The sequence below is a fragment of the Nocardia sp. NPDC059154 genome, assembly GCF_042755705.1.
Classification (GTDB): Bacteria; Actinomycetota; Actinomycetes; order Mycobacteriales; family Mycobacteriaceae; genus Nocardia.
The window spans coordinates 318,229-337,526 of sequence record NZ_JBHZCS010000001.1 but is presented as its reverse complement, the minus strand read 5'-3'; the positions used below and the strand labels follow the sequence as shown (position 1 = coordinate 337,526).

The following is a 19,298-nucleotide window of genomic DNA, read 5'->3' as shown; positions in this document are numbered from 1 at the left end:
AACAGGACAGGGGTTATGAACGCATTCAACGAATCTGTGATCGAGGAGTTTCGGGCCAACGGCGGGAAGGTCGGCGGGACGTTCGAGGGCCGCACCAACTTGGTGCTGATCACCACGACCGGGGCGAAATCCGGCCGGGCGATCACCAATCCGCTCGTCTACGTCCCCGACAGCGAGCGCATCGTTCTCATCGCGTCCAACGGCGGCGCGGACAAGCATCCCGCCTGGTACCACAACCTGCGTGCCAATCCCCGGCTCACGGTGGAGGTCGGTGATGAAACGTACACGGGCAAGGCGGAATTCGTCACCGGGCCGGAAGCCGATGAGCTCTATGACCGCATGGTCGAGCTCATGCCGGTGTTCGCCGAATACCGGGTCAAGACGACCCGGAGGATTCCCGTGATCGCGGTGTACCGCGAAACCGCCTGAAGCCGCCCGCCGTTCCCACCCGAATTCCGTCGATGTGATCCACGCCACTGTCTGTCACATACTGCCGACGCGGCCGGTCGAGAGAGTGAACCCGCAAACAACGGCAGGAAAGAGAAGACAATGGCTCTGCAGGTCACCACCATCATGCTGGCAGTGGACGACATGGAGCGTTCCAAGAAGTTCTACGTCGCCCTCGGCGCGAAGCTCGGCCAGGATTTCCCGAACTTCGCCTCGTTCGAACTCGACGGCGGTTCCGCCCTCGGCATCTACCCGGTGGCCCACGCCGCCGGCGACGCCGGAGTCTCCCCGGAGGGTAGCGGCTTCCGCGGCGTCTCCTTCCACCACATCGTCGACACCACCGAAGAAGTCGACGCGGTGATCGACACCGCCATCTCCTCCGGCGGCGCAATCGTCAAGCCCGCCACCGCCGCCAAATGGGGTGGCTACTTCGGCTACATCGCCGACCCCGACGGCCACCTCTGGAAGATCGCCACCTCCGCATGACCGCGGCCTCGACGGTCAACGGCCCGAAATCGAACGGGCCGTTGACCTTTCGATCGTCGGTCAGCTCCTCGGGCAGTCGAACCCGCCGCTGCCCAAGCCACGGGTGAACACATCCCATTCGCCAGGCGTGAACACCAGCGCCGGACCATCGGCGTGCTTCGAATCACGAACGCCGACCTTCCCCCCATCCAGGAACGCGACCTCGACACACTCCCCGCCGGCCTGGCTGTAGCTGCTCTTGAACCACTGTGCATTGGGCAGGTGGACGTTCACGGTGCGTACTCCCTTGCGATCCGTCTCAACAGGTTTCGAGAGGCTGTCTCGTCCAAGGCGGCCTGACGGAGGGTCTCGTGGGCGGAATAGTAGATCCTCACATCGTCCTGATCTTCAAGGTACATACTGCCGACCATCCCCTCCAGGTACACGACCGGAGGCTCCGTCGGCTCACCGGGAGGCGGGGTACCGAAGTCCAGAATCACGAATGGCAGCATCGACACGCCGCCCGGAAAACCAGCCCGAAGCGGGAGTACGCGGATCGAAACATTGTCGCGCGTCGAGGTATCCGCGAGATGCCGTAGCTGCCTTGCCATCACCATGGGGCCACCGACCGGGCGCCCCAGCGCCGCCTCGCCGATCACGACGTCGACGTCCAGGGGGCGGTTCTTGCGAGTGATCGCCACCTGTCGATGCTGCTTGATCTGCGTGCGCCGATCTCGTTCCTCCGCCGGCTCGTTCGGCCACCGCGCACAGAGTAGAGCGCGATCATATTCTTCGGTCTGCAGCAGTCCAGGAATCAATTCCGGTTGGTACGTGACGCATCCGGCGGCTGCCGCTTCCAGCCCGACGTACACATCGAGGTGCTTGGGCATGAGGTCCCGGTAGGAGTGCCACCAGTTCTTCACCTTGGCCTGCTGCGCAAGCCGCACCATGCCTTCCGCGATGTCCTCGGGCACTCCGTAGATACCGCAAGCTTCCTTGATGACGCCGGTCCGCACCCGCGTGATCTCGGCTTTCTCGAGTCGCGCGAGACTGGTTGCCCCCATTTCGAGTAGCTCCGCGGCTCGCGCCTGACTCAGACCGGAACGGTTTCTCCACTCGAGCATCAGTCGCCCGAGTTGGCGCAGTGGCACTGTCGAGCCGACTCCGAGATCAGACAACGTCACGTCCTCCGCTTCGAGTGGTCGCGTTCACCCACTTCGGACAGTTCTCATCACCGCTTCGGTGCAAGAGTCCCACCGCATCCGGAGGCCGCGCAGGCGTTTCACCGAAACCGGTCCGGAGTCACCGATTTGGCGTCACCGCCACAGCGCCGAGAGGTTCGCTTGGAATGCGCCCGGTTGGGGTTGCACTCCACTCCGACAGCCCCACCGGGCGCGTCCGACTCGCGACGAATGGGAGAGTTGCGATGAATCTGCTTGATTGCGAGGCCGATCCGGGGCCGCTGACCCGGGAGCACGCTCAGCTGGCGTGGCGGGTGCATCGATATTGCGACCGGGATGTCTGCCGGGTTCGGCGGCGGGCGCGGGTCGTGTTGGAGGAGTTCGCCGGCAGTGCTACGGCTATCGAGACGAACAGGCGATGAGCAGGCCGGGAACCCCGGAGTGGGTGGATGACCATTGCGGCGACGGCCGCATCGTGCCGATCACGCGGGAGCGGGCCGGGGGCATTCTCGCCCTGCACGCCGAATGCGATCCGCACTGCCCGAGGTGGATCACCGCCCGAGCCTTCCTCGACACCCTGCCGAGGGAACGATCACCGGAACGACGCCGGTAGCCCTTCATCCTTCGCCGAAAGGCCGACGATGTACCTCGAAATCTGGCTCTTCACAGCCATATTGGCTGGCAGTGCCCTGTTCGCTCTCCGGCCGCGCCGGACGTCTCGCACCGGGGCGGCCCGGCACAGCCGGGACCGCTACTCGGTCGCGGCGATCTGCGCCCGGGTAGAACACGAGAATCGTGCGCTGATGCACCAGCGGGCAGCCTGATCGGCTGGGCGGAGGGTTCCGACTCGGCTGATATCGCAACTGCACTCGCGATTTATCGCCCCCGGCCTGGCCGGAGGCCACGAAAACCCTTGCTGGAAAGGTGGCCTCGCCGCCGGCGAAGACCGACGCCGAGGCCACCCGCTCACCTGAATGCAGCCGCGGTACTAGACGGTGCCGCCGTTGACGCGGATGTTCTGGGCGGTCACCCAGCCGCCCGCGTCGGAGGCGAGAAACGCGACCACGGCGGCGATTTCGTCGGGCCGGCCGAGCCTGCCGAAGGCGCTCAACGCTTCCAGGCCGGCGAGGAACTGTTCGCTCTTGCCGATCCGGTAGGTCTCGGTCTCCGTGGCGCCGGGGCTGACGGTATTGATGCTGATGCCGCGCTTGCCGAAATCCTTGGACAGGATGTGGGTGAACTGTTCGACCGCGCCCTTGGTGGCGTCGTAGACCGCGTAGCCGGGCAACATCAATCCGGTCGTCGAACTCGAGATCGTGATGATGCGCCCGCCGTCGGCCAGGTGATCCCAGGCCAGCTGCAGACCGTGGAACACGCCCTTGACGTTCACCGCGAAGCTGCGATCGAACTCTTCGGAGGTGACCTGGTCGAACGGCTTGGTGACGGCCACCGCCGCATTGTTCACCAGGATGTCCCACCGACCGAAGGCGGAAAGCAACTGCTCCACCATCGCCCGGTACTCGTCCGGGTTCGTCACATCCGCCGCGATCTCGATCGCGCTGCCGCCGGCCGATTCGATCTCGGCGACAGCGGCTTTGGCGAGATCGGGGGTGTGCGGGTGATTGATCACCACCTGCGCGCCCGCGGCCGCCAGGGCGCGGGCGATGGCCGTGCCGATACCGGTGGCCGCCCCGGTCACGAGGGCCGTTCTGCCGGCCAGTGATTCAGACATGCGGTGTCCCCTACCTTCTACTCGAACCAGTAGTCGAGCCAGATCTCGGCGTTCTCACCGAGGTTGGCCTTGAAGCCGCCGGTGCCCCGCAAGCCGGCCAGCTTGCCGGTACCCGACTCGGGTACCACGAACCACTCACCGCTGACGATATTGTCGGCGACGCTGCCCTGGTCCTGCAGCAGGAAGGTGCCCGCCCGGCCGGCGATGGTGCCGGTGACCCGCTCGATGCCGACGAAGCTGGCGGTGCCGTCCGCATTGGCGGACTGCAGGAACTCCACCACGCCCTCACCGGAGATATCGCCGCTGAAGCTCTCCTCGACGTGGATCCGGGTCAGCACCGGGCCCTCGGCCGGCTCCTCGTAGGCCGCCGGCTCGTACTTGTGGACGGTGATCCGGCCGGTGGCATGGGTGGTTTCGGGATTGCTCATCAATTTTCTCCTTCGTTTCTCGGAATACGGATCAGCGGTAGCCGTATTTCTGCCAGTTCGACAGCACGCGCTGCTGAATCTCTGCGGGCCAACCGTTTTCGAAGCTGCCCTTCACCGGGCGCTTGCCCTCCGGGTAGAGGTCGGCGAGCAGGCAGTTGTAGACCACCTTGCCCGCCATGAAGGTGTGCTTCTCCTCGTCGTCGAGGTACACCGGCAGGTCGTCGCTGAGCTTGTGCGGGAAATGGAATTCACCGCGCTGCACGTCGGGGTGCGACCGGGTCGCGAACGCCCACACCACCTCGTCGACGTTGGTGATGTCGATATCGTCCTCGACCAGCAGGATCTTGGGTGCGTTGACCGATGCCTTGCCGGTGAACGCCACATCGGCGACCCGCTGTACCAATTCGGCCGAGGAGATCCCGAGAGTCCGGTGCCAGTCCTGGCGCACCGACAGGGTCAGCCAGTGCATGGCGGCCTCGGGGGTGTGCCAGGCCGAGGAGATCGGCAGCCCGGCCTGACGCAGTTGGTAGAGCAGTTCCGCTCCGTGCATGGTGGCGGTGCAGGTGTGATCTTCCTCGACCGGCGGGCCCGCGGCGACCACCGGCAGGATGGCACCGTCGCGATAGGTGATCGCGGTGACATCGAAACGCGCCTTCGGAGAGGCGACAGTGGCGTTGTAGCCCGGGAATTCGTTGAACGGGCCCTCCATGACGGTTTCGTCGATCGACACGAAGCCTTCGATCACGATCTCCGCGGTCGCGGGCACCAGCAGATCGACCGTCTCGGCGGGCACCACCTCGATGCCCTCGCCGAAATAGCCGCCGATGAAGTCGCACTCGGATACGCCCTCCGGCAACGGCATTCCGCCGACGAACGGCAGTCCCGGCTCCACGCCCAGCGCCAGCACGATCGGCATCGGCTTGCCGAGCTCGGCCCACTTCGAGCGGACGATGCCCAGATGCTGCACCGGAGCGATCAGACAGGCCAGGCTCTTGCTGTCGTGGATCATCATGCGGTTGACCGACCAGTTCGTCCACGACCCATCCGGGGTGCGGGCGATATTGATGCCCCAGGTCTCGATGTAGCGACCGCCGTCGTTGCCGTGAATTCGCGGCGTCGGGAAGATCGTCAGGTCGACGTCGTCACCGAGCAGGATGTTCTGCTTGCACGGAGCGCCCTCCCTGGGCACCTCCACCGGCGGAATACCCGGCTTGCTGCGGGCCTCGACCAGCGCCTCCATCAGCTCCTGACCCTTCGCCTCGGCGGGTAGCCCGAGCGCCATCGTGATGCGCGCCAACTGATGTTCGGCGCTGCTGAATGCGCCGGGGGCGCCCAGCACCCGGAACCCGGTATCGCCGTATCCGGTGACGTTGGTGAAAAGCGGTGCGGGAGCCCGCAGATCGTAGGAGCGTCGGGTGACCGCACCGATTTCCAGATCCCAGTCGACCTCGTGATCGATGGTCTGCAGCTCGCCGATCTGCTCCAGCTCCGAGAGAAATTCGCGCAGGCTCTTCAGATGTTTCACGATGATTCCTTCGAGCAGGTGTCACTCGCCCCAGCGGGGCATATCCGGTAGATCGATGCCGAACAGATCCAGCGCCCGGCCGACGGTGTGGTCGACCAGTTCGTCGATGCTGTCGGGGCGCAGATAGAAGGCGGGCACCGGCGGCATCACGATGCCGCCGGATTCGGTGACCGCGGTCATCGCGCGCAGATGGCCCAGTGTCAGCGGGGTTTCGCGCACCATCAGCACCAGGCGGCGCCGTTCCTTGAGAGTTACGTCCGCCGCGCGGGTGAGCAGGTTGTCACCGTTGCTGTAGGCGATGGCCGACAGTGTTCGAATCGAGCACGGCGCCACCAGCATTCCCGCCGTCCGGAACGAGCCCGATGCGATGGCCGCCCCGATGTCGGCGGGACGGTAGACCACGTCGGCCATGGCCGCGAGATCCTTTGCGCTGAACCCGGTTTCGTAGGCCCGGGTCTGCTGCCCGGCTGGAGTCACCACCAGATGGGTCTGCACCCCGGCCTTGCGCGCAAGTTCCAAGGCCCGGATGCCATAGGCGATTCCGGTCGCTCCGCTGATTCCCACCACCAGCCGCCGCGGTTCCCCGGTCGTATTCTCTGACACCGCCTCAGCGTTGCCGACCACGGGCGACTCGCAGAAGGACCGTTCATGTCAGGTAGGGAACCGAACGCGTCATCCTCGACCGGCCGCCGCAGCGAAGGCGATCCACCACCGATTTCGCCGAGAGCGTGACCCGAGCGTCGGATTCCGGTCAGCGCTTACGATGACCATGTGTTCGATTCGGTGCCCGCCTATAGCGCAGTACTGGCCCGATGCGTACTGAACACGGCCGGCGAAGGAGTCGACACACGCATGCTGCTGCGTGACGCCGGCCTGCCGCAGTCGGTGCTGACCACCGAGCACGGCATGGTGTCCAGCGGCGCCTACCTGCGGCTGTGGGAGAACGCCGAATTCCGCCAGGAAGCACCGGAAGTCGGATTGCGGATCGCCACGACGTACCGGATCGGCCGGTTCGGCATCTTCGACTACCTGTTCAGCACGGCCGCCACCGTCGCCGAAGGGCTCGCCGCGGTGCGGCGCAGCAGCGCGCTGATGGCCACCACCAATCACCACTACAGGTCGGCTCCGGACTCGAGCGACAGCGAGCACACCATGGTGCTGGAGATGATCGACGGCGATGGGCGCGGCGCCGATCTGACCATCCAGGCCGCCTACGCCAGCACGCTGGCTCGCATCCGGCACGCCAGCGGGGCATCGATCACGCCGACCCGAATCACCTTGCGACAGAAACCACCTCGGGCCATGGGCGGTTTCGTCGATGCCTTCGGTACTGCGGCCATCGACTTCGACGCCCCGTTCGACAGCGTGACGCTGCGGGCCTGCGACCTGGCGTTGCCGCTGCGCACCGCCGATCCGGTACTCGCGGAAATCGTGCGTGGGCACGCGGAGTCGCTGTCGGCTCCGCTGCTCGACGAGCTCTCCTGGCCGGAGCAGGTGCAGCGGGCGCTGCGGGAGATGCTCGGTGGGGACGACGTCTCACTGAACGCCGTCGCGCGATGCCTGACTGTGAGCCCGCGAACCCTGCAACGCCATCTGGCCGAATCCGGCACCACCTGGCGGCGCGAACTGGACCTCGCCCGGCAGACGGTGGCCCGGCAGGCCGCCGAGACCACCACCAAGTCGTCGCTGGCCCACCGTCTCGGCTATTCCGATGTGCGCGCACTGCGCCGCGCGGCTCGCCGCTGGGACTCCGGCGAGGAGGAGCAGCAGGCGAGCTGACAACCCGGGTTTCCGATCCGCCTCACCTACCGCCCGCCCTGCCGCTGATCCACACAGCCGACTCCCAGGGAACCCGCAGTGATCATGGAGATTCGCCGCTGATCATCGACAACGGCCCGCGCAGCGTGCCGCAGATTTGGGCAGGATCGCGGGGAGAACAATGCAGGGCGCACGGGTACTGACGGCTGTCGCGGCAGCCGTCGGATACGCAATGATCACAGCACACGCGAGCGCGGCCTACGCGCCGCACGAGAAAACCTATTCGACGGCAAGCGGATTCGCGTTCACCGTCGGGCAGCGGGACCTGGACGCCCGGCCGATCGCGCCCTTGAACGGCATGCCGACCAATCGAGAAGTGTTCCTGGACAGCACCTCCTACGGGACCGTGCCCGCCGGAGCCACCGGACATCTGAAGACCGGGTACTACGTGGCCTGCCAGGCGGACATCGACGCCAAGCTGCACATCGACCCGGAACTCGACCTCGATCCCACCGTCACCGCCACCGCCGGGCTCGACACCTCACTCGGCCCGCACGCCGGCGTCGACCTCAGCGTCGGACCCACGGTCACCGGCGGCGTCGGCGTCGACATCTCCATCTCCCCGGGCAAGATCGCCGACGTGGTCGCCGGGGAGAAGGACCTGCCGGGCAACGGCGGCACCGGGACACTGCTGATCCAGGACTTCCACCTCATGGTCGGCGACTGCGGCGGACCACTCACCATCCGGCCCTACACGCTCATCAGCGCCGACTCCGGACCCGACGGCGGCAGCGGCGCGGTGTACGGCGACCCCATCACCCTGTAGGGCCCGGGACCGCACCCATCGCCGCCGGTAGGGCACGGCTCCGGGCCGAAGTTCAGGTACCCATTCAGGGTGATCCCCGATGCGCCCGGACAACGCCGAACAGCACGATGGAAGCCATGACGAGAACGAGCGACTGGTCCAAGAGCGCCGGGCGTACCGGCTTCTCCGATCAGCTTCACGATCTGTGGCAGACCCGGCCGATGCGCTTCCCGAAGGACGGACCGCTCGCGGGCGTGGCCGTCGGCTTCGGCCGCCGCTACAACGTGGACCCCGTCCTGGTGCGGGTGGCGTTCGTGGTGTCGGCGCTGTTCGGCGGCGCGGGCATCGTGCTCTACCTGCTCGGCTGGCTGCTGCTGCCGCAGGCGGGCGACCAGTCCTCGCCGGCGGAATCGCTGTTCGGCCGCGGCCAGTCCTCACAGAACTCGTCCCGGACCATCGTGCTCATGGTGGCGTTGGGGATCGCCGTGAGCACGATGGGACCCGTCGGCGTCGGGCTCGGCGGGTCCGGCGTCATCAGCTTCGCGCTCATGCTGGCCGGCTGGTGGCTGCTCTACCAGCGCCAAACCCAGCCGCCCGCCGCCTATTTCGACCAGACGGCCGCCGACAGCCTCCTCAACACCGGCTACCCCGGCACCACCAACCCGTACTGGACCGGCTACCCGGGCGCCAACGCCGTCACCTTCCAGACCTACGGCCCGTACACCACCCTCCCGGACCACTACGAGCCCGACCCGAACCAGCCGCCTGCGCCGGAATCCGCTGCCGCCCAGCCCATGTCGCAGCCCGGCACGGAACAGCAACCCGCCCCGAGCGGCGATGCCGACACAGCGGTACTCCGCGCCAACCCGCCCGACGCCGACACCGCCGTGCTGCACCCGGAATCACCTACCCCGCAGCACCTTCCGGACGCCGCGGTAACCGAGGTGCTCGATACGCGCTACGCCCCAGCATCCTCAGTGGCCGACACCGTGGTGATACAGAAGTCCGGCTCTCCCTCGGGCCCAGGCACTTCCGGAGAGCCGACCGACGCCGCCCGGACCGGGACCCCGGATCAGAGCGCGGCCGCGGGGAGCCAGGCGGCGGATTCCGGGCAGCCCGGCAGCGCAGCTCCGGCGGCACCGGTCGACATGAGCAAGCCCGGAGCCCCTGCCACGCCTGCCCCGGACAACCCCGCCACACCGACCGACGACGGGAATACCGGCGGAAACGAGACGCCCGCCATCCCCGAGATCGGCGAACCCCGTGTGCTGCACCAGATTCCGTCGGCCGCCGATCGCCCCCGGACCGGATTCGGGCCCGCGCCGATCTCCCCCGACTTCGGGCCCACCCCGCCCGGCTGGGATCCACTCGGCGTGGCCCCGCTGGCCTGGGCGCTCCCCGAGCCGGGCATGCCGCCGCAGCAGACCGCCGTGCAGGCGCCCCCGCGCCGCCCGCGCTCCCGGCTGACCGCGGTCACCATCGGCCTCGCGATCCTGGCCGCCGCCGCAGCGGGTGCCGTGGCCGCCTCGGGCGTGGACTGGATGACCCCGGCCCGGATCGGGTCCGCGGCCCTCGCGGTGATCGCGCTCGGTCTGATCATCGGCGCGTTCCTGCGCCGCGGCCACGGCCTCATGCTGCTCCTCGCCCCGCTGGCCGGATTCGTCATCCTGGCCTCGCTGGTGGGTCCCATCGAATTCGATCAGGGCGCGATGGGCGACCACCGGTGGGCCGCCGCAACAGCTTCCGAGCTCCTGCCCGAGTACCACGTCACCATGGGTTCGGGCACCCTCGACCTGAGCAGGCTGCAGCTGACCGAGGACCGCGACGTCGCGGTGAAGGTACGCATGGGCGATGCCCGCGTGGTGCTGCCGCCCAACCTGCGCGTCAATACGACATGCACTGTCCGCATGGGCGATTCGAATTGCCTGAGCGGAATGTCCGGCCCGGCAACGGGTCCCGTCCTGAACCTGACCGTCGATGTGCAGATGGGAAATGCGGAGGTGAACCGTGGCTGAGAACCAGAACAAGAACCGTCGTCCCTCGTTCGGACTCCTGCTGGCCGGCCTGCTGGGCCTGGGCGTGAGCGTGTGGGCCTTCGTCGGCCCCCACTTCTGGCCCGTCTCCGGCGGCCTGTCCCTGGGCTGGATCGTGGTGATCGCCGCCATTGTCGTCGGCATCGTCCTGGTTCTCACCCCGAGAAAGAACCAGGATTGACCGACCGCGCTGCCCCTTCCCCTCGCCGGGGTAGCGCACACTCCTTCTGGGAACTGCCCTTCCGAGAAGGCCGAAGGCCCCGCACCCATCCGGGTGCGGGGCCTTCGCGTGGTCACCGGGAACTCACTCCCATTCGATGGTCCCCGGCGGCTTGCTCGTCACGTCGAGCACCACGCGGTTGACCTCCGCCACCTCATTGGTGATGCGGGTGGAGATGCGCTCCAGCACCTCGTACGGCAGGCGGGTCCAGTCGGCCGTCATGGCGTCCTCGCTGGAGACCGGGCGCAGCACGATCGGGTGGCCGTAGGTGCGGCCGTCGCCCTGCACGCCGACGCTGCGGACATCGGCCAGCAGCACCACCGGGCACTGCCAGATCGACTTGTCCAGACCGGCGGCCGTAAGCTCCTCGCGCGCAATGGCATCCGCCTGGCGCAGCAGCTCCAGCCGGTCGTGGGTCACCTCGCCGATGATGCGGATGGCCAGACCCGGACCCGGGAACGGCTGGCGCGCAACGATTTCCTCCGGCAGGCCCAGCTCGCGGCCGACGGCGCGCACCTCGTCCTTGAACAGCAGCCGCAGCGGCTCGACGAGCGCGAACTCCAGATCGTCCGGCAGACCGCCGACATTGTGGTGGCTCTTGATGTTCGCGGTGCCCGCACCGCCGCCGGATTCCACGACGTCCGGGTACAGCGTGCCCTGCACCAGGAACTCGACCTTGGTCTCGCCCTGCTCGCCGACCACCTCGGAGACCGCGTCCTCGAACGACCGGATGAACTCCCGGCCGATGATCTTGCGCTTCTCCTCCGGATCGGTGATGCCCTTCAGCTCACCCAGGAACTTCTCCACCGCGTCGACGGTGACCAGCTTGGCCCCGGTCGCGGCGACGAAATCACGCTGCACCTGCTCACGCTCACCCGCGCGCAGCAGACCGTGATCGACGAACACACAGGTGAGGCGATCACCGATGGCCCGCTGCACCAGCGCCGCCGCCACCGCGGAGTCCACGCCGCCGGACAGACCACAGATGGCGTGCCCGTCCCCGACCTGCTCGCGCACCTGGGCGATCAGCGCGTCGGCGATATTGGCGGGCGTCCACGCGCCCGGAATCTCGGCGATCTCGTGCAGGAACCGGCTCAGCACCTGCTGACCGTGCGGCGAGTGCAGCACCTCCGGGTGGTACTGCACACCCGCCAGCTTGCGCGCCCGATCCTCGAACGCGGCGACCGGTGCGCCCGCGGAGGTCGCGGTCACCTCGAACCCGGCGGGGGCATCGGTGACGGCATCGCCGTGGCTCATCCACACCGGCTGCCGGGTCGGCAGGCCACCGTGCAGGATGCCGCCGTCCACGCTCAGCTCGGTGCGCCCGTACTCGCGAGTCCCGGTGTGCGCCACCGTCCCGCCGAGCGCCTGCGCCATGGCCTGGAATCCGTAGCAGATACCGAAGACCGGCAGTTCCAGATCGAACAGCCGCGCGTCCAGCTGCGGCGCGCCCTCGGCGTACACGCTGCTCGGCCCGCCGGAGAGAATCACCGCGAGGGGGTTCTTCTCCGCGATCTCCTCCACGGTGATCGTGTGCGGAACCACCTCGGAATACACACTCGCTTCGCGCACCCGGCGCGCGATCAACTGCGCGTACTGCGCGCCGAAGTCGACGACAAGGACTGGTCGCTGGGTTTCTGCCACGGCCACAGTCTAGTGAGCGATACACATCACATTGACCACGCCTCCCCAGGCTTCGGTATCCGCTGGGCATACCTGCGGATCGGTAGGTGACAACTGATCTTGTGAGGTGCGGGTAACCACCGGGTACGTCCGAATTCGGTTCGGCACCCAACCGGCGGCACGGGTGCGCCGGCAGTCAACGGCACTGAGCCGCCCGCTGAAGTCCCGGGGAGGCGGGATGGACCTCCACCCCGGGCCGAGGTGCGCCGCGGCAGCGGCAGCGGCGGTCCGCCCGGCCCGGAAGTGGTGGCATCGGGACGGTATTCGCGTCGGGTGGGTCACCGATAGGGACTTCCGGCCCATTCCTGACGAATCTCGGCCAGTCGCCTCGGGACACGGCCGGCCCGTCGCATCGAGCGTCGCGGTGAGCAGGAAAGCTCGCCGCATTGTCACCGGTGCTGGCTATCCTCTACCTCGTGCCATTCGCCCGTGCGATCGATGCCGAGATCCACTACGAGGACAGCGGGGGCGGAGGCCCGGTGGTGCTGTTGGGGCACGAATTCCTCATGGACCGAACGATGTTCGCGTCGCAACAGGCGGCGCTGACACCCGAGTTCCGGATCGTGACCTGGGATGCGCGCGGGCACGGCCGCACTCGCGACGAGGGGCTGCCGTTCACGTACTGGACCTCCGCCCGGGACGCGCTGACCGTGCTGGATCAACTCGGCGCGGAACGCGCCGTGGTGGGCGGGATTTCGCAGGGCGGCTTCATCGCCCTGCGCACCGCACTGCTGGCCCCCGGCCGCGTCGCCGCCCTCGTCCTGCTCTCCAGCGAGGCGCACGAACCCACCCCGGCCGAACTCACCAACGCCCGTAGGTTCCTCGACAAATGGTATGAGGACGGGCCCCGCCCCGCCCTCGCCGAATACCTCGCCCGCTGGCTCATCGGCGACGACGACTGGTACCGCGCCGTCTGGGTGAAACGCTGGCTCGCCCGCGACCCCACGGCCACCGAGGTGGCCGCCGGCGCCCTGCTGGGCCGGGACTCGGTCCTGGACCGACTATCCGAAATCACCTGCCCCGCTTTGGTCATCCACCCCACCCGCTCCGGCATCCCCCGTTCCCACGCCCGCGAACTCGCCGACCGCCTCCCCAATGCCCACTACCTCGAAATCGAGGGCGCCCGGCAAACGGTGAACATGACCCATCCCGTGGCCGTCAACACTGCGGTCCGAGAGTTCCTCCGCGGCATACCCGCCGCTCCGCGCCTTCAGCGCGCGGCTTGGGAGCCGTAGAAACGATTGTGGACGTACCCGACGAGATACCCGGATCGGTACGAAATCAGTTGTCACCTTTGCGAACGAAACCGCCGATCCAGGACTTCGACAGCGGCCGAAGTCAACCGGTGACGCGGACGTCGGATACAGTTCGCGCCCTTGCACATTCGGGCGAATGCACAAGGGCGCGAGGACACGGTCTCCGCTCAGGCGCGGACGTTCAAACCGACCTTTTGGAATTCCTTGAGGTCGCTGTAGCCGGTCTTCGCCATCGAACGACGCAGGCCGCCAACCAGATTCAGCGAACCGAACGGGTCGTTGGAGGGGCCGTAGAGGACCTGGTCCAGCGGGACGCGCTCCTCGTCGACGGCGTACGGCAGCACCGCGCCGCGCGGCACCGACGGGTGCGCGGCGGCCGACGGCCAGTACCAGCCGTTGCCCGGGGTCTCCCGGGCCATGGCCAGCGGCACGCCCAGCATGACCGCGTCCGCGCCACAGGCGATCGCCTTGGCGATGTGGCCCGAGGTCAGCGTCTCGCCGTCGGCGATGACGTGCACGTAGCGCCCGCCGGTCTCGTCCAGGTAGTCGCGACGCGCGGCCGCGGCGTCGGCGATGGCGGTGGCCATCGGCACCCCGATGCCGAGCACCTCGCCCGTGGTGGTGGCGCCCTGCATGGATCCGTAGCCGACGATGACGCCCGCCGCGCCGGTGCGCATCAGGTGCAGCGCGGTGCGGTGATCGGACACGCCGCCCGCCACCACCGGCACATCCAGCTCGGCGATGAAGGTCTTCATGTTCAACGGCTCACCGTCGCCCACGTGCTCGGCCGAGATGATGGTGCCGTGCACCACCAGCAGGTCGATGCCCGCCTGCACCAGCGCCGGAGTCAGCGCCCGCGCGTTCTGCGGGCTCACCCGCACCGCGGTGGTGACACCGGCCGCGCGCACCTGCGCGACCGCGGCCGCCAGCAGATCGGGCTGCATCGGCGCGGCATGCAGCTCCTGCAGCAGCGCCACCGCGGCCTCGGTGCCCTCCTTCTCGCCGACCTCGGTCAGCTGCTGGATCTTGGCGGCCACATCGGCGTGCCGAGCCCACAGGCCCTCACCGTTGATGACGCCCAGACCGCCGGCCTTACCCAGCTCGATGGCGAACTCCGGCGACACCAGCGCGTCGGTGGGATGCGCCAGGAACGGGATCTCGAAGCGGTAGGCGTCCAGCTGCCAGGCCAGCGACACCTGCTTGGACGAGCGGGTCCGACGGGACGGAACGATGTCGATATCGTCCAGTTCGTAGGTGCGCCGGGCGGTCCGGCCCATACCGATCTCGACCATATCGCGCATCGTCAGTCCTCCTGTGTCTAATTTGCCCTCCGCTTCGCTCCGGGCGGGTTCGCGGCGCTGGAAGTCTCGTTCTTCCCTCCTCCGCTCCTCCGCTTCGCTCCCCCGCTCCGTCAGTCCAGAACGAGACGCGCCGCGAACCTTGTGGGCGTTGGTATTTGCCGGCTGTGTCCGGCTACGAACGGGTGGTGTAGTTGGGAGCCTCGACGGTCATCGTGATGTCGTGCGGGTGCGACTCCTTCAGGCCCGCCGCCGTGATCTGCACGAACTGCGCCGCCTGCAGATCGGTGATGCTCTGCGAACCGGTGTAGCCCATGGCCGCGCGCAGACCGCCCACCAGCTGGTGGATGACCTGATCCAGCGGGCCGCGGAACGGCACCCGGCCCTCGATGCCCTCGGGCACCAGCTTCTTCTCCGAGAGCACGTCGTCCTGGAAGTAGCGGTCCTTGGAGTACGACTTGGCCTCGCCGCGACCCTGCATGGCGCCCAGCGAACCCATACCGCGGTAGCTCTTGAACTGCTTGCCGCCCACCAGGATCAGATCGCCGGGCGATTCGGCGGTACCGGCCAGCAGCGAACCGAGCATGACGGTCGAGGCGCCGGCCGCGATGGCCTTGGCGATGTCACCGGAGTACTGCACACCACCGTCGGCGATGACCGGCACACCGTGCGGCTTGCACGCCGCCACGGCCTCCAGGATCGCGGTGATCTGCGGCGCGCCGACACCGGCGACCACGCGGGTGGTGCAGATGGAGCCGGGGCCCACACCCACCTTCACCGCGTCCACGCCCGCCTCGACCAGCGCCAGGGCGCCCGCGCGGGTGGCGACATTGCCGCCGACGATCTGCACCCGGTCGCCGACCTCGGCCTTGACCTTGGAGACCATCTGCAGCACGCCCGACTGGTGACCGTGCGCGGTGTCCACCACCAGCACGTCCACGCCGACCTCGGCCAGCGTCATGGCCCGGACCCAGGCGTCCTCGCCGACACCGACCGCGGCGCCGACCAGCAGGCGGCCGTCACGGTCCTTGGTGGCGTTCGGGTACTGCTCGGTCTTGACGAAGTCCTTCACCGTGATCAGGCCGCGCAGCTTGCCGCTGCCGTCCACGATCGGGAGCTTCTCGATCTTGTGGCGGCGCAGCAGGCCCAGCGCGGCCTCGGCGGTGACGCCTTCCTGGGCGGTGATCAGAGGCGCCTTGGTCATCACCTCGGCGACCTTGCGGTCCTGATCGACCTCGAACCGCATATCGCGGTTGGTGATGATGCCGACCAGCATGCCGCGCTCGTCCACCACCGGCAGACCGGAGATGCGGAAGCGGGCGCACATGGCGTCGACCTCGGCCAGCGTGTCATCGGGGCGACAGGTCACCGGATCGGTCACCATGCCCGCCTCGGACCGCTTCACCGTCTCAGCCTGCGCGGCCTGCGCCTCCACCGACAGATTGCGGTGCAGCACACCCATACCGCCCGCGCGCGCCATGGCGATGGCCATGCGCGCCTCGGTGACGGTGTCCATGGCCGAACTCACCAGCGGGGTGCGCAGCGAGATCTCACGCGTCAGCTTGCTCGAGGTGTCGACCGAGCTCGGAATCAGATCCGAGGCCGCGGGCAACAACAGCACGTCGTCGAAGGTGAGACCGAGCATGGCGATCTTGTCGGGATCGTCGCCGCCCGTATGGGGGCGGCCAGCGTTTCGTTCGCCCGTCACGGGACTGCTCATTCGGATCGACCCCTCCTGGACCTCGGCAACATCCACCGGACCGGGCACCGGTGGATGCGTGGATGAATGGCAATGCCGGCGTTTGCTACCCGGCCTCTGGTCAACCATGGTATCGGCTCGACAATTCCATGCCGCACCCCGCCCGACCCCGCGTCAGTGGGCCTGACAGCGCCGTATCGACGGCCACAACCGCTGCGGTTTGTCGGCCGTGCCATTACTGTGTCGGCAGCCACGACATCACTACACCTGCCCAGGACAACCACTGTGCCTGCCCAGGACAACACCGCGCGCCACACCGAGAGCGCACTGTGCGCCGCACCACCAGCGAAGTGAGGGCAAATCCCCTTCAGCGCTGGCGCACATGGGGTGGTTCTGCGTACCGTGGGACTGTGCGTGACCATCTACCACCTGGCTTGCCGCCGGATCCGTTCGCCGGAGACCCCTCCGACCCGTCGGCCGCGCTCGATGCCATCGAGCCGGGGGAGCCGCTGGATCCTCACGAGCGCCTAGCGGTCGAAGAGGATCTCGCCGACCTCGCGGTCTACGAGGCGCTGCTGGCCCACCGCGGCATCCGCGGTCTCGTGGTCAGCTGCGAGGACTGCCGGCAGGATCACTACCACGACTGGGACATGTTGCGCGCCAACCTCCTCCAACTACTGGTGGACGGCACGGTGCGACCGCACGAGCCCGCCTACGACCCGACGCCCGAGGCCTACGTCACCTGGGACTACTGCCGCGGTTACGCGGACGCTTCCATGAACGAGGCACTGCACGGCGACGGATTCGACGGGTTCGACGTCTGATTCACCGAAAAGGGCCTGCATCCCAAGGATGCAGGCCCTTTTCGCATGTCCCGCGAAGGCCGTTCCGCTCCGCTGACGTGAAAACCCGATCGGCGCACGACGATCGGGTGAAGCGGGTGTCCTAGTGCGTCCCCGGCAACGGAACCGGCGGCAGCAGGCCGCCGCCGGTCGGCACGACGATCGTGGACGGAACAGGCGCGACGGGCGAGGGCTTTTCGACCGGCGGCGGCTGCAGGCCACCACCCGTCGTACCACCACCGGTCGTACCGCCACCCGTCGTACCGCCACCCGTCGTACCGCCACCGGTATTGCCTCCGCTCGGAACCACGACCGACGTCGAGTTCCCGCCACCACCGGTCGGCGGCACCACCGGCGGTTCGGATTCCTGCGGCAGGGACGGCAGGGTGGTCACCGGCGGAACGGTCGGCACCGTCGAAACTCCGCCTCCGGTGCCCGGATTCGGGCTCGGCGCGGTTTCGATCGGCCGCGAATCGACGGTCGTCGACGGGCCGCCATCCGTCTTGGTCGGCGGATTCACCGGCGGCACCGGCTGATTCGGCGTGGTCGTCACGACCGGCACCTTGGTGGTGCTGCTGGTCGGGGCGATCGCCGCCAGGGAGCTGGCCACCTCGGGCGCCTTCTGCTGCAGCACCGCGTACAGCTGCTGCCAGCGGTCGGTCAGGTTGTCCTTCTTGCCGGAGTCGTTGACCTGGGAGGCATTGTCGGCGGCACGCTCCATCAGCGGCTTGGCCTCGTCGGCCTTGCCCTGCGCGATGAGCTGTTGCGCCTGCACCAGATCACTGTCCGCCCGCGAGACAACCGTTGATTGGGCCTGTTCGCTGAACACGACCTCCTTGACCCGCCAGAGCGGATCGCCGGGACTCGCGTTGTAGGAGAACGCCGTCAGACCTCCGATGACGAGTGCCATGGCCGCCGCCGCGCCCAGGATGGGCCGGACGAGCCTCAGTCGCCCGCGATTCGACGCGCCGATTCTGGCCTGCCGTGCGCCGATCTCCTGATTGACCGCGGCGACAATGGCATCCAGGTCCGGTCCGGCCGGCAACGGCTCGGCCATGATCTCCGCGCGCCAGTCCGCCAGCAACGCGGCGAGCTGATACTCCTCCGAAGTACCCGTCTGCACGGGGCCATCGCCGGAGATGGCGTCGATCAGTGCATCGTCGCGTCGCACCGCGGCAATGTCCACCGGCCCGGTATCACCGGACGCCTCGGCGTAGGGACCGCTGTTCTGCGATCCAGGTCGCGCCTTCCAGTCGCCCCGACCGCGCTCGCCATCCCTAGCCATACATTTCACCTGCCCTCGCCACTTGAGACTTGAGTTTCGCGAGTGCCCGGTGCTGGGCGACTCGTATAGCACCCGCCGTACTGCCCACGGCGACTGCAGTTTCTTCAGCCGACAGACCCATGACCAGGCGAAGGATCAGGATTTCTCGATGCTTTTCCGGCAAGGTCGCCAGCAGAGCGTTCATCTGCCGGCTCGTTTCGGATTCGAGAGCTCGCTGCTCCGGTCCCTGGTCGGTGGATATGACATCCGGTACTTCGGCCATGGCGTCCGCCTTGTTACGGGCGGAATTTCTGTGGGCGTCTGCGACCTTGTGCGAGGCGATGCCGTAGACGAAAGCCATGAACGGCCGACCCTGATCCTGGTACCTGGGGAGGGCGGTCATGACGGCCAGACAAACCTCCTGCGCGACGTCGTCAGCGGAGAGCTGGCCACGTTCGGCCGATCCGATGCGCGCACGGCAATACCGCACCACGAGGGGGCGGATGCTCACCAGTACCTGGGAAAGGGCCGCCCGGTCGCCCTGCGCTGCGGCAGCGACGACTGCGGGATCCAACTCCTCACCCGTGTTGTTCATCGTCAGAGCTGTTCCTGGCGTTTTCGAGAGTGGCACGGCGGCGGGAGAGCCGGTGCTTCCGCCGATG

At 67.8% G+C, this 19,298-nt stretch carries 20 protein-coding genes; 9 read left to right on the top strand and 11 right to left on the bottom strand.

Annotation, left to right across the window (positions count from 1 at the left end; genetic code table 11):
• Positions 1 to 15: 15 nt before the first annotated feature.
• Both ACFXN1_RS01305 and ACFXN1_RS01300 read left to right on the top strand, forming a co-directional pair.
• Positions 16 to 429 (top strand): nitroreductase/quinone reductase family protein, encoded by a 414-nt coding sequence (locus tag ACFXN1_RS01305; RefSeq protein WP_379435646.1) that lies wholly within the window; start codon positions 16 to 18, stop codon positions 427 to 429.
• 120 nt (positions 430 to 549) lie between these two features.
• On the top strand, positions 550 to 933 hold the full coding sequence (locus ACFXN1_RS01300; protein ID WP_379381825.1) for a VOC family protein: 384 nt from the start codon (positions 550 to 552) through the stop codon (positions 931 to 933).
• A gap of 60 nt (positions 934 to 993) precedes the next feature.
• Here ACFXN1_RS01300 and ACFXN1_RS01295 read toward each other — a convergent pair whose 3' ends face one another.
• Both ACFXN1_RS01295 and ACFXN1_RS01290 read right to left on the bottom strand, forming a co-directional pair.
• Entirely contained in the window at positions 994 to 1,206 is a 213-nt protein-coding gene (locus ACFXN1_RS01295; RefSeq protein WP_379435648.1) for a DUF397 domain-containing protein, read from the bottom strand.
• Positions 1,203 to 2,096, bottom strand: a complete 894-nt coding sequence (locus ACFXN1_RS01290) for a helix-turn-helix domain-containing protein (RefSeq protein WP_379435649.1) — start codon at positions 2,094 to 2,096, stop codon at positions 1,203 to 1,205. The genes ACFXN1_RS01295 and ACFXN1_RS01290 overlap by 4 nt, the downstream gene beginning before the upstream one ends.
• Positions 2,097 to 2,511: 415 nt before the next feature.
• Between ACFXN1_RS01290 and ACFXN1_RS01285 the strand changes: the two genes are divergently transcribed.
• A complete protein-coding gene (locus ACFXN1_RS01285; protein ID WP_379435651.1) occupies positions 2,512 to 2,706 on the top strand; it encodes a hypothetical protein in 195 nt (64 codons plus the stop codon).
• A 375-nt stretch (positions 2,707 to 3,081) separates the two neighbouring features.
• On the opposite strand, the gene ACFXN1_RS01280 is transcribed toward ACFXN1_RS01285, so the two are convergent.
• The 4 genes from ACFXN1_RS01280 to ACFXN1_RS01265 are packed head-to-tail and all read right to left on the bottom strand — an operon-like array spanning position 3,082 to position 6,381.
• Positions 3,082 to 3,825 (bottom strand): SDR family oxidoreductase, encoded by a 744-nt coding sequence (locus ACFXN1_RS01280; protein WP_379435652.1) that lies wholly within the window; start codon positions 3,823 to 3,825, stop codon positions 3,082 to 3,084.
• Between the two features lie 17 nt (positions 3,826 to 3,842).
• A complete protein-coding gene (locus tag ACFXN1_RS01275; RefSeq protein ID WP_379394741.1) occupies positions 3,843 to 4,253 on the bottom strand; it encodes a DUF3224 domain-containing protein in 411 nt (136 codons plus the stop codon).
• A 31-nt stretch (positions 4,254 to 4,284) separates the two neighbouring features.
• Positions 4,285 to 5,778, bottom strand: coding sequence for a UbiD family decarboxylase (locus ACFXN1_RS01270; RefSeq protein WP_379435654.1), 1,494 nt, complete (start codon positions 5,776 to 5,778; stop codon positions 4,285 to 4,287).
• A gap of 21 nt (positions 5,779 to 5,799) precedes the next feature.
• On the bottom strand, positions 5,800 to 6,381 hold the full coding sequence (locus tag ACFXN1_RS01265) for a UbiX family flavin prenyltransferase (protein ID WP_379435655.1): 582 nt from the start codon (positions 6,379 to 6,381) through the stop codon (positions 5,800 to 5,802).
• 168 nt (positions 6,382 to 6,549) lie between these two features.
• Between ACFXN1_RS01265 and ACFXN1_RS01260 the strand changes: the two genes are divergently transcribed.
• The 4 genes from ACFXN1_RS01260 to ACFXN1_RS01245 all read left to right on the top strand — a co-directional run bounded on the left by ACFXN1_RS01260 (position 6,550) and on the right by ACFXN1_RS01245 (position 10,555).
• The gene (locus tag ACFXN1_RS01260; RefSeq protein WP_379463462.1) at positions 6,550 to 7,557 is read left to right on the top strand and encodes an AraC family transcriptional regulator ligand-binding domain-containing protein; all 1,008 of its coding nucleotides are present in this window, start codon (positions 6,550 to 6,552) and stop codon (positions 7,555 to 7,557) included.
• 211 nt (positions 7,558 to 7,768) lie between these two features.
• Positions 7,769 to 8,362 (top strand): MspA family porin, encoded by a 594-nt coding sequence (locus ACFXN1_RS01255; protein ID WP_379435657.1) that lies wholly within the window; start codon positions 7,769 to 7,771, stop codon positions 8,360 to 8,362.
• A 116-nt stretch (positions 8,363 to 8,478) separates the two neighbouring features.
• The gene (locus ACFXN1_RS01250; protein WP_379435658.1) at positions 8,479 to 10,356 is read left to right on the top strand and encodes a PspC domain-containing protein; all 1,878 of its coding nucleotides are present in this window, start codon (positions 8,479 to 8,481) and stop codon (positions 10,354 to 10,356) included.
• The gene (locus ACFXN1_RS01245) at positions 10,349 to 10,555 is read left to right on the top strand and encodes a hypothetical protein (RefSeq protein WP_379394729.1); all 207 of its coding nucleotides are present in this window, start codon (positions 10,349 to 10,351) and stop codon (positions 10,553 to 10,555) included. The genes ACFXN1_RS01250 and ACFXN1_RS01245 overlap by 8 nt, the downstream gene beginning before the upstream one ends.
• A 123-nt stretch (positions 10,556 to 10,678) precedes the next feature.
• Here ACFXN1_RS01245 and guaA read toward each other — a convergent pair whose 3' ends face one another.
• A complete protein-coding gene (guaA, locus tag ACFXN1_RS01240; protein WP_354830306.1) occupies positions 10,679 to 12,244 on the bottom strand; it encodes a glutamine-hydrolyzing GMP synthase in 1,566 nt (521 codons plus the stop codon).
• 449 nt (positions 12,245 to 12,693) lie between these two features.
• Between guaA and ACFXN1_RS01235 the strand changes: the two genes are divergently transcribed.
• A complete protein-coding gene (locus ACFXN1_RS01235; protein WP_379394727.1) occupies positions 12,694 to 13,512 on the top strand; it encodes an alpha/beta fold hydrolase in 819 nt (272 codons plus the stop codon).
• Between the two features lie 188 nt (positions 13,513 to 13,700).
• Here the strand turns inward: ACFXN1_RS01235 and ACFXN1_RS01230 are convergent, their stop codons facing one another.
• Both ACFXN1_RS01230 and guaB read right to left on the bottom strand, forming a co-directional pair.
• Positions 13,701 to 14,834: a GuaB3 family IMP dehydrogenase-related protein gene (locus ACFXN1_RS01230; RefSeq protein ID WP_379394725.1), complete on the bottom strand. Its 1,134-nt coding sequence runs from the start codon at positions 14,832 to 14,834 to the stop codon at positions 13,701 to 13,703.
• A gap of 172 nt (positions 14,835 to 15,006) precedes the next feature.
• A complete protein-coding gene (gene guaB, locus ACFXN1_RS01225; protein WP_379381801.1) occupies positions 15,007 to 16,551 on the bottom strand; it encodes an IMP dehydrogenase in 1,545 nt (514 codons plus the stop codon).
• Between the two features lie 389 nt (positions 16,552 to 16,940).
• Between guaB and ACFXN1_RS01220 the strand changes: the two genes are divergently transcribed.
• Positions 16,941 to 17,354 carry a DUF5319 domain-containing protein gene (locus tag ACFXN1_RS01220; protein WP_029923780.1) on the top strand — a complete coding sequence of 138 codons (414 nt, stop codon included), beginning with the start codon at positions 16,941 to 16,943 and terminating at the stop codon, positions 17,352 to 17,354.
• Positions 17,355 to 17,475: 121 nt separating this feature from the next.
• Here ACFXN1_RS01220 and ACFXN1_RS01215 read toward each other — a convergent pair whose 3' ends face one another.
• Together ACFXN1_RS01215 and ACFXN1_RS01210 are read right to left on the bottom strand one after the other, a co-directional pair.
• A complete protein-coding gene (locus ACFXN1_RS01215; protein ID WP_379435659.1) occupies positions 17,476 to 18,657 on the bottom strand; it encodes an anti-sigma-D factor RsdA in 1,182 nt (393 codons plus the stop codon).
• Complete coding sequence (locus tag ACFXN1_RS01210) at positions 18,650 to 19,231, bottom strand: sigma-70 family RNA polymerase sigma factor (protein ID WP_213557917.1); 582 nt, start codon at positions 19,229 to 19,231, stop codon at positions 18,650 to 18,652. Before ACFXN1_RS01210 ends, ACFXN1_RS01215 begins: the two co-directional genes overlap by 8 nt.
• Positions 19,232 to 19,298: the final 67 nt, after the last annotated feature.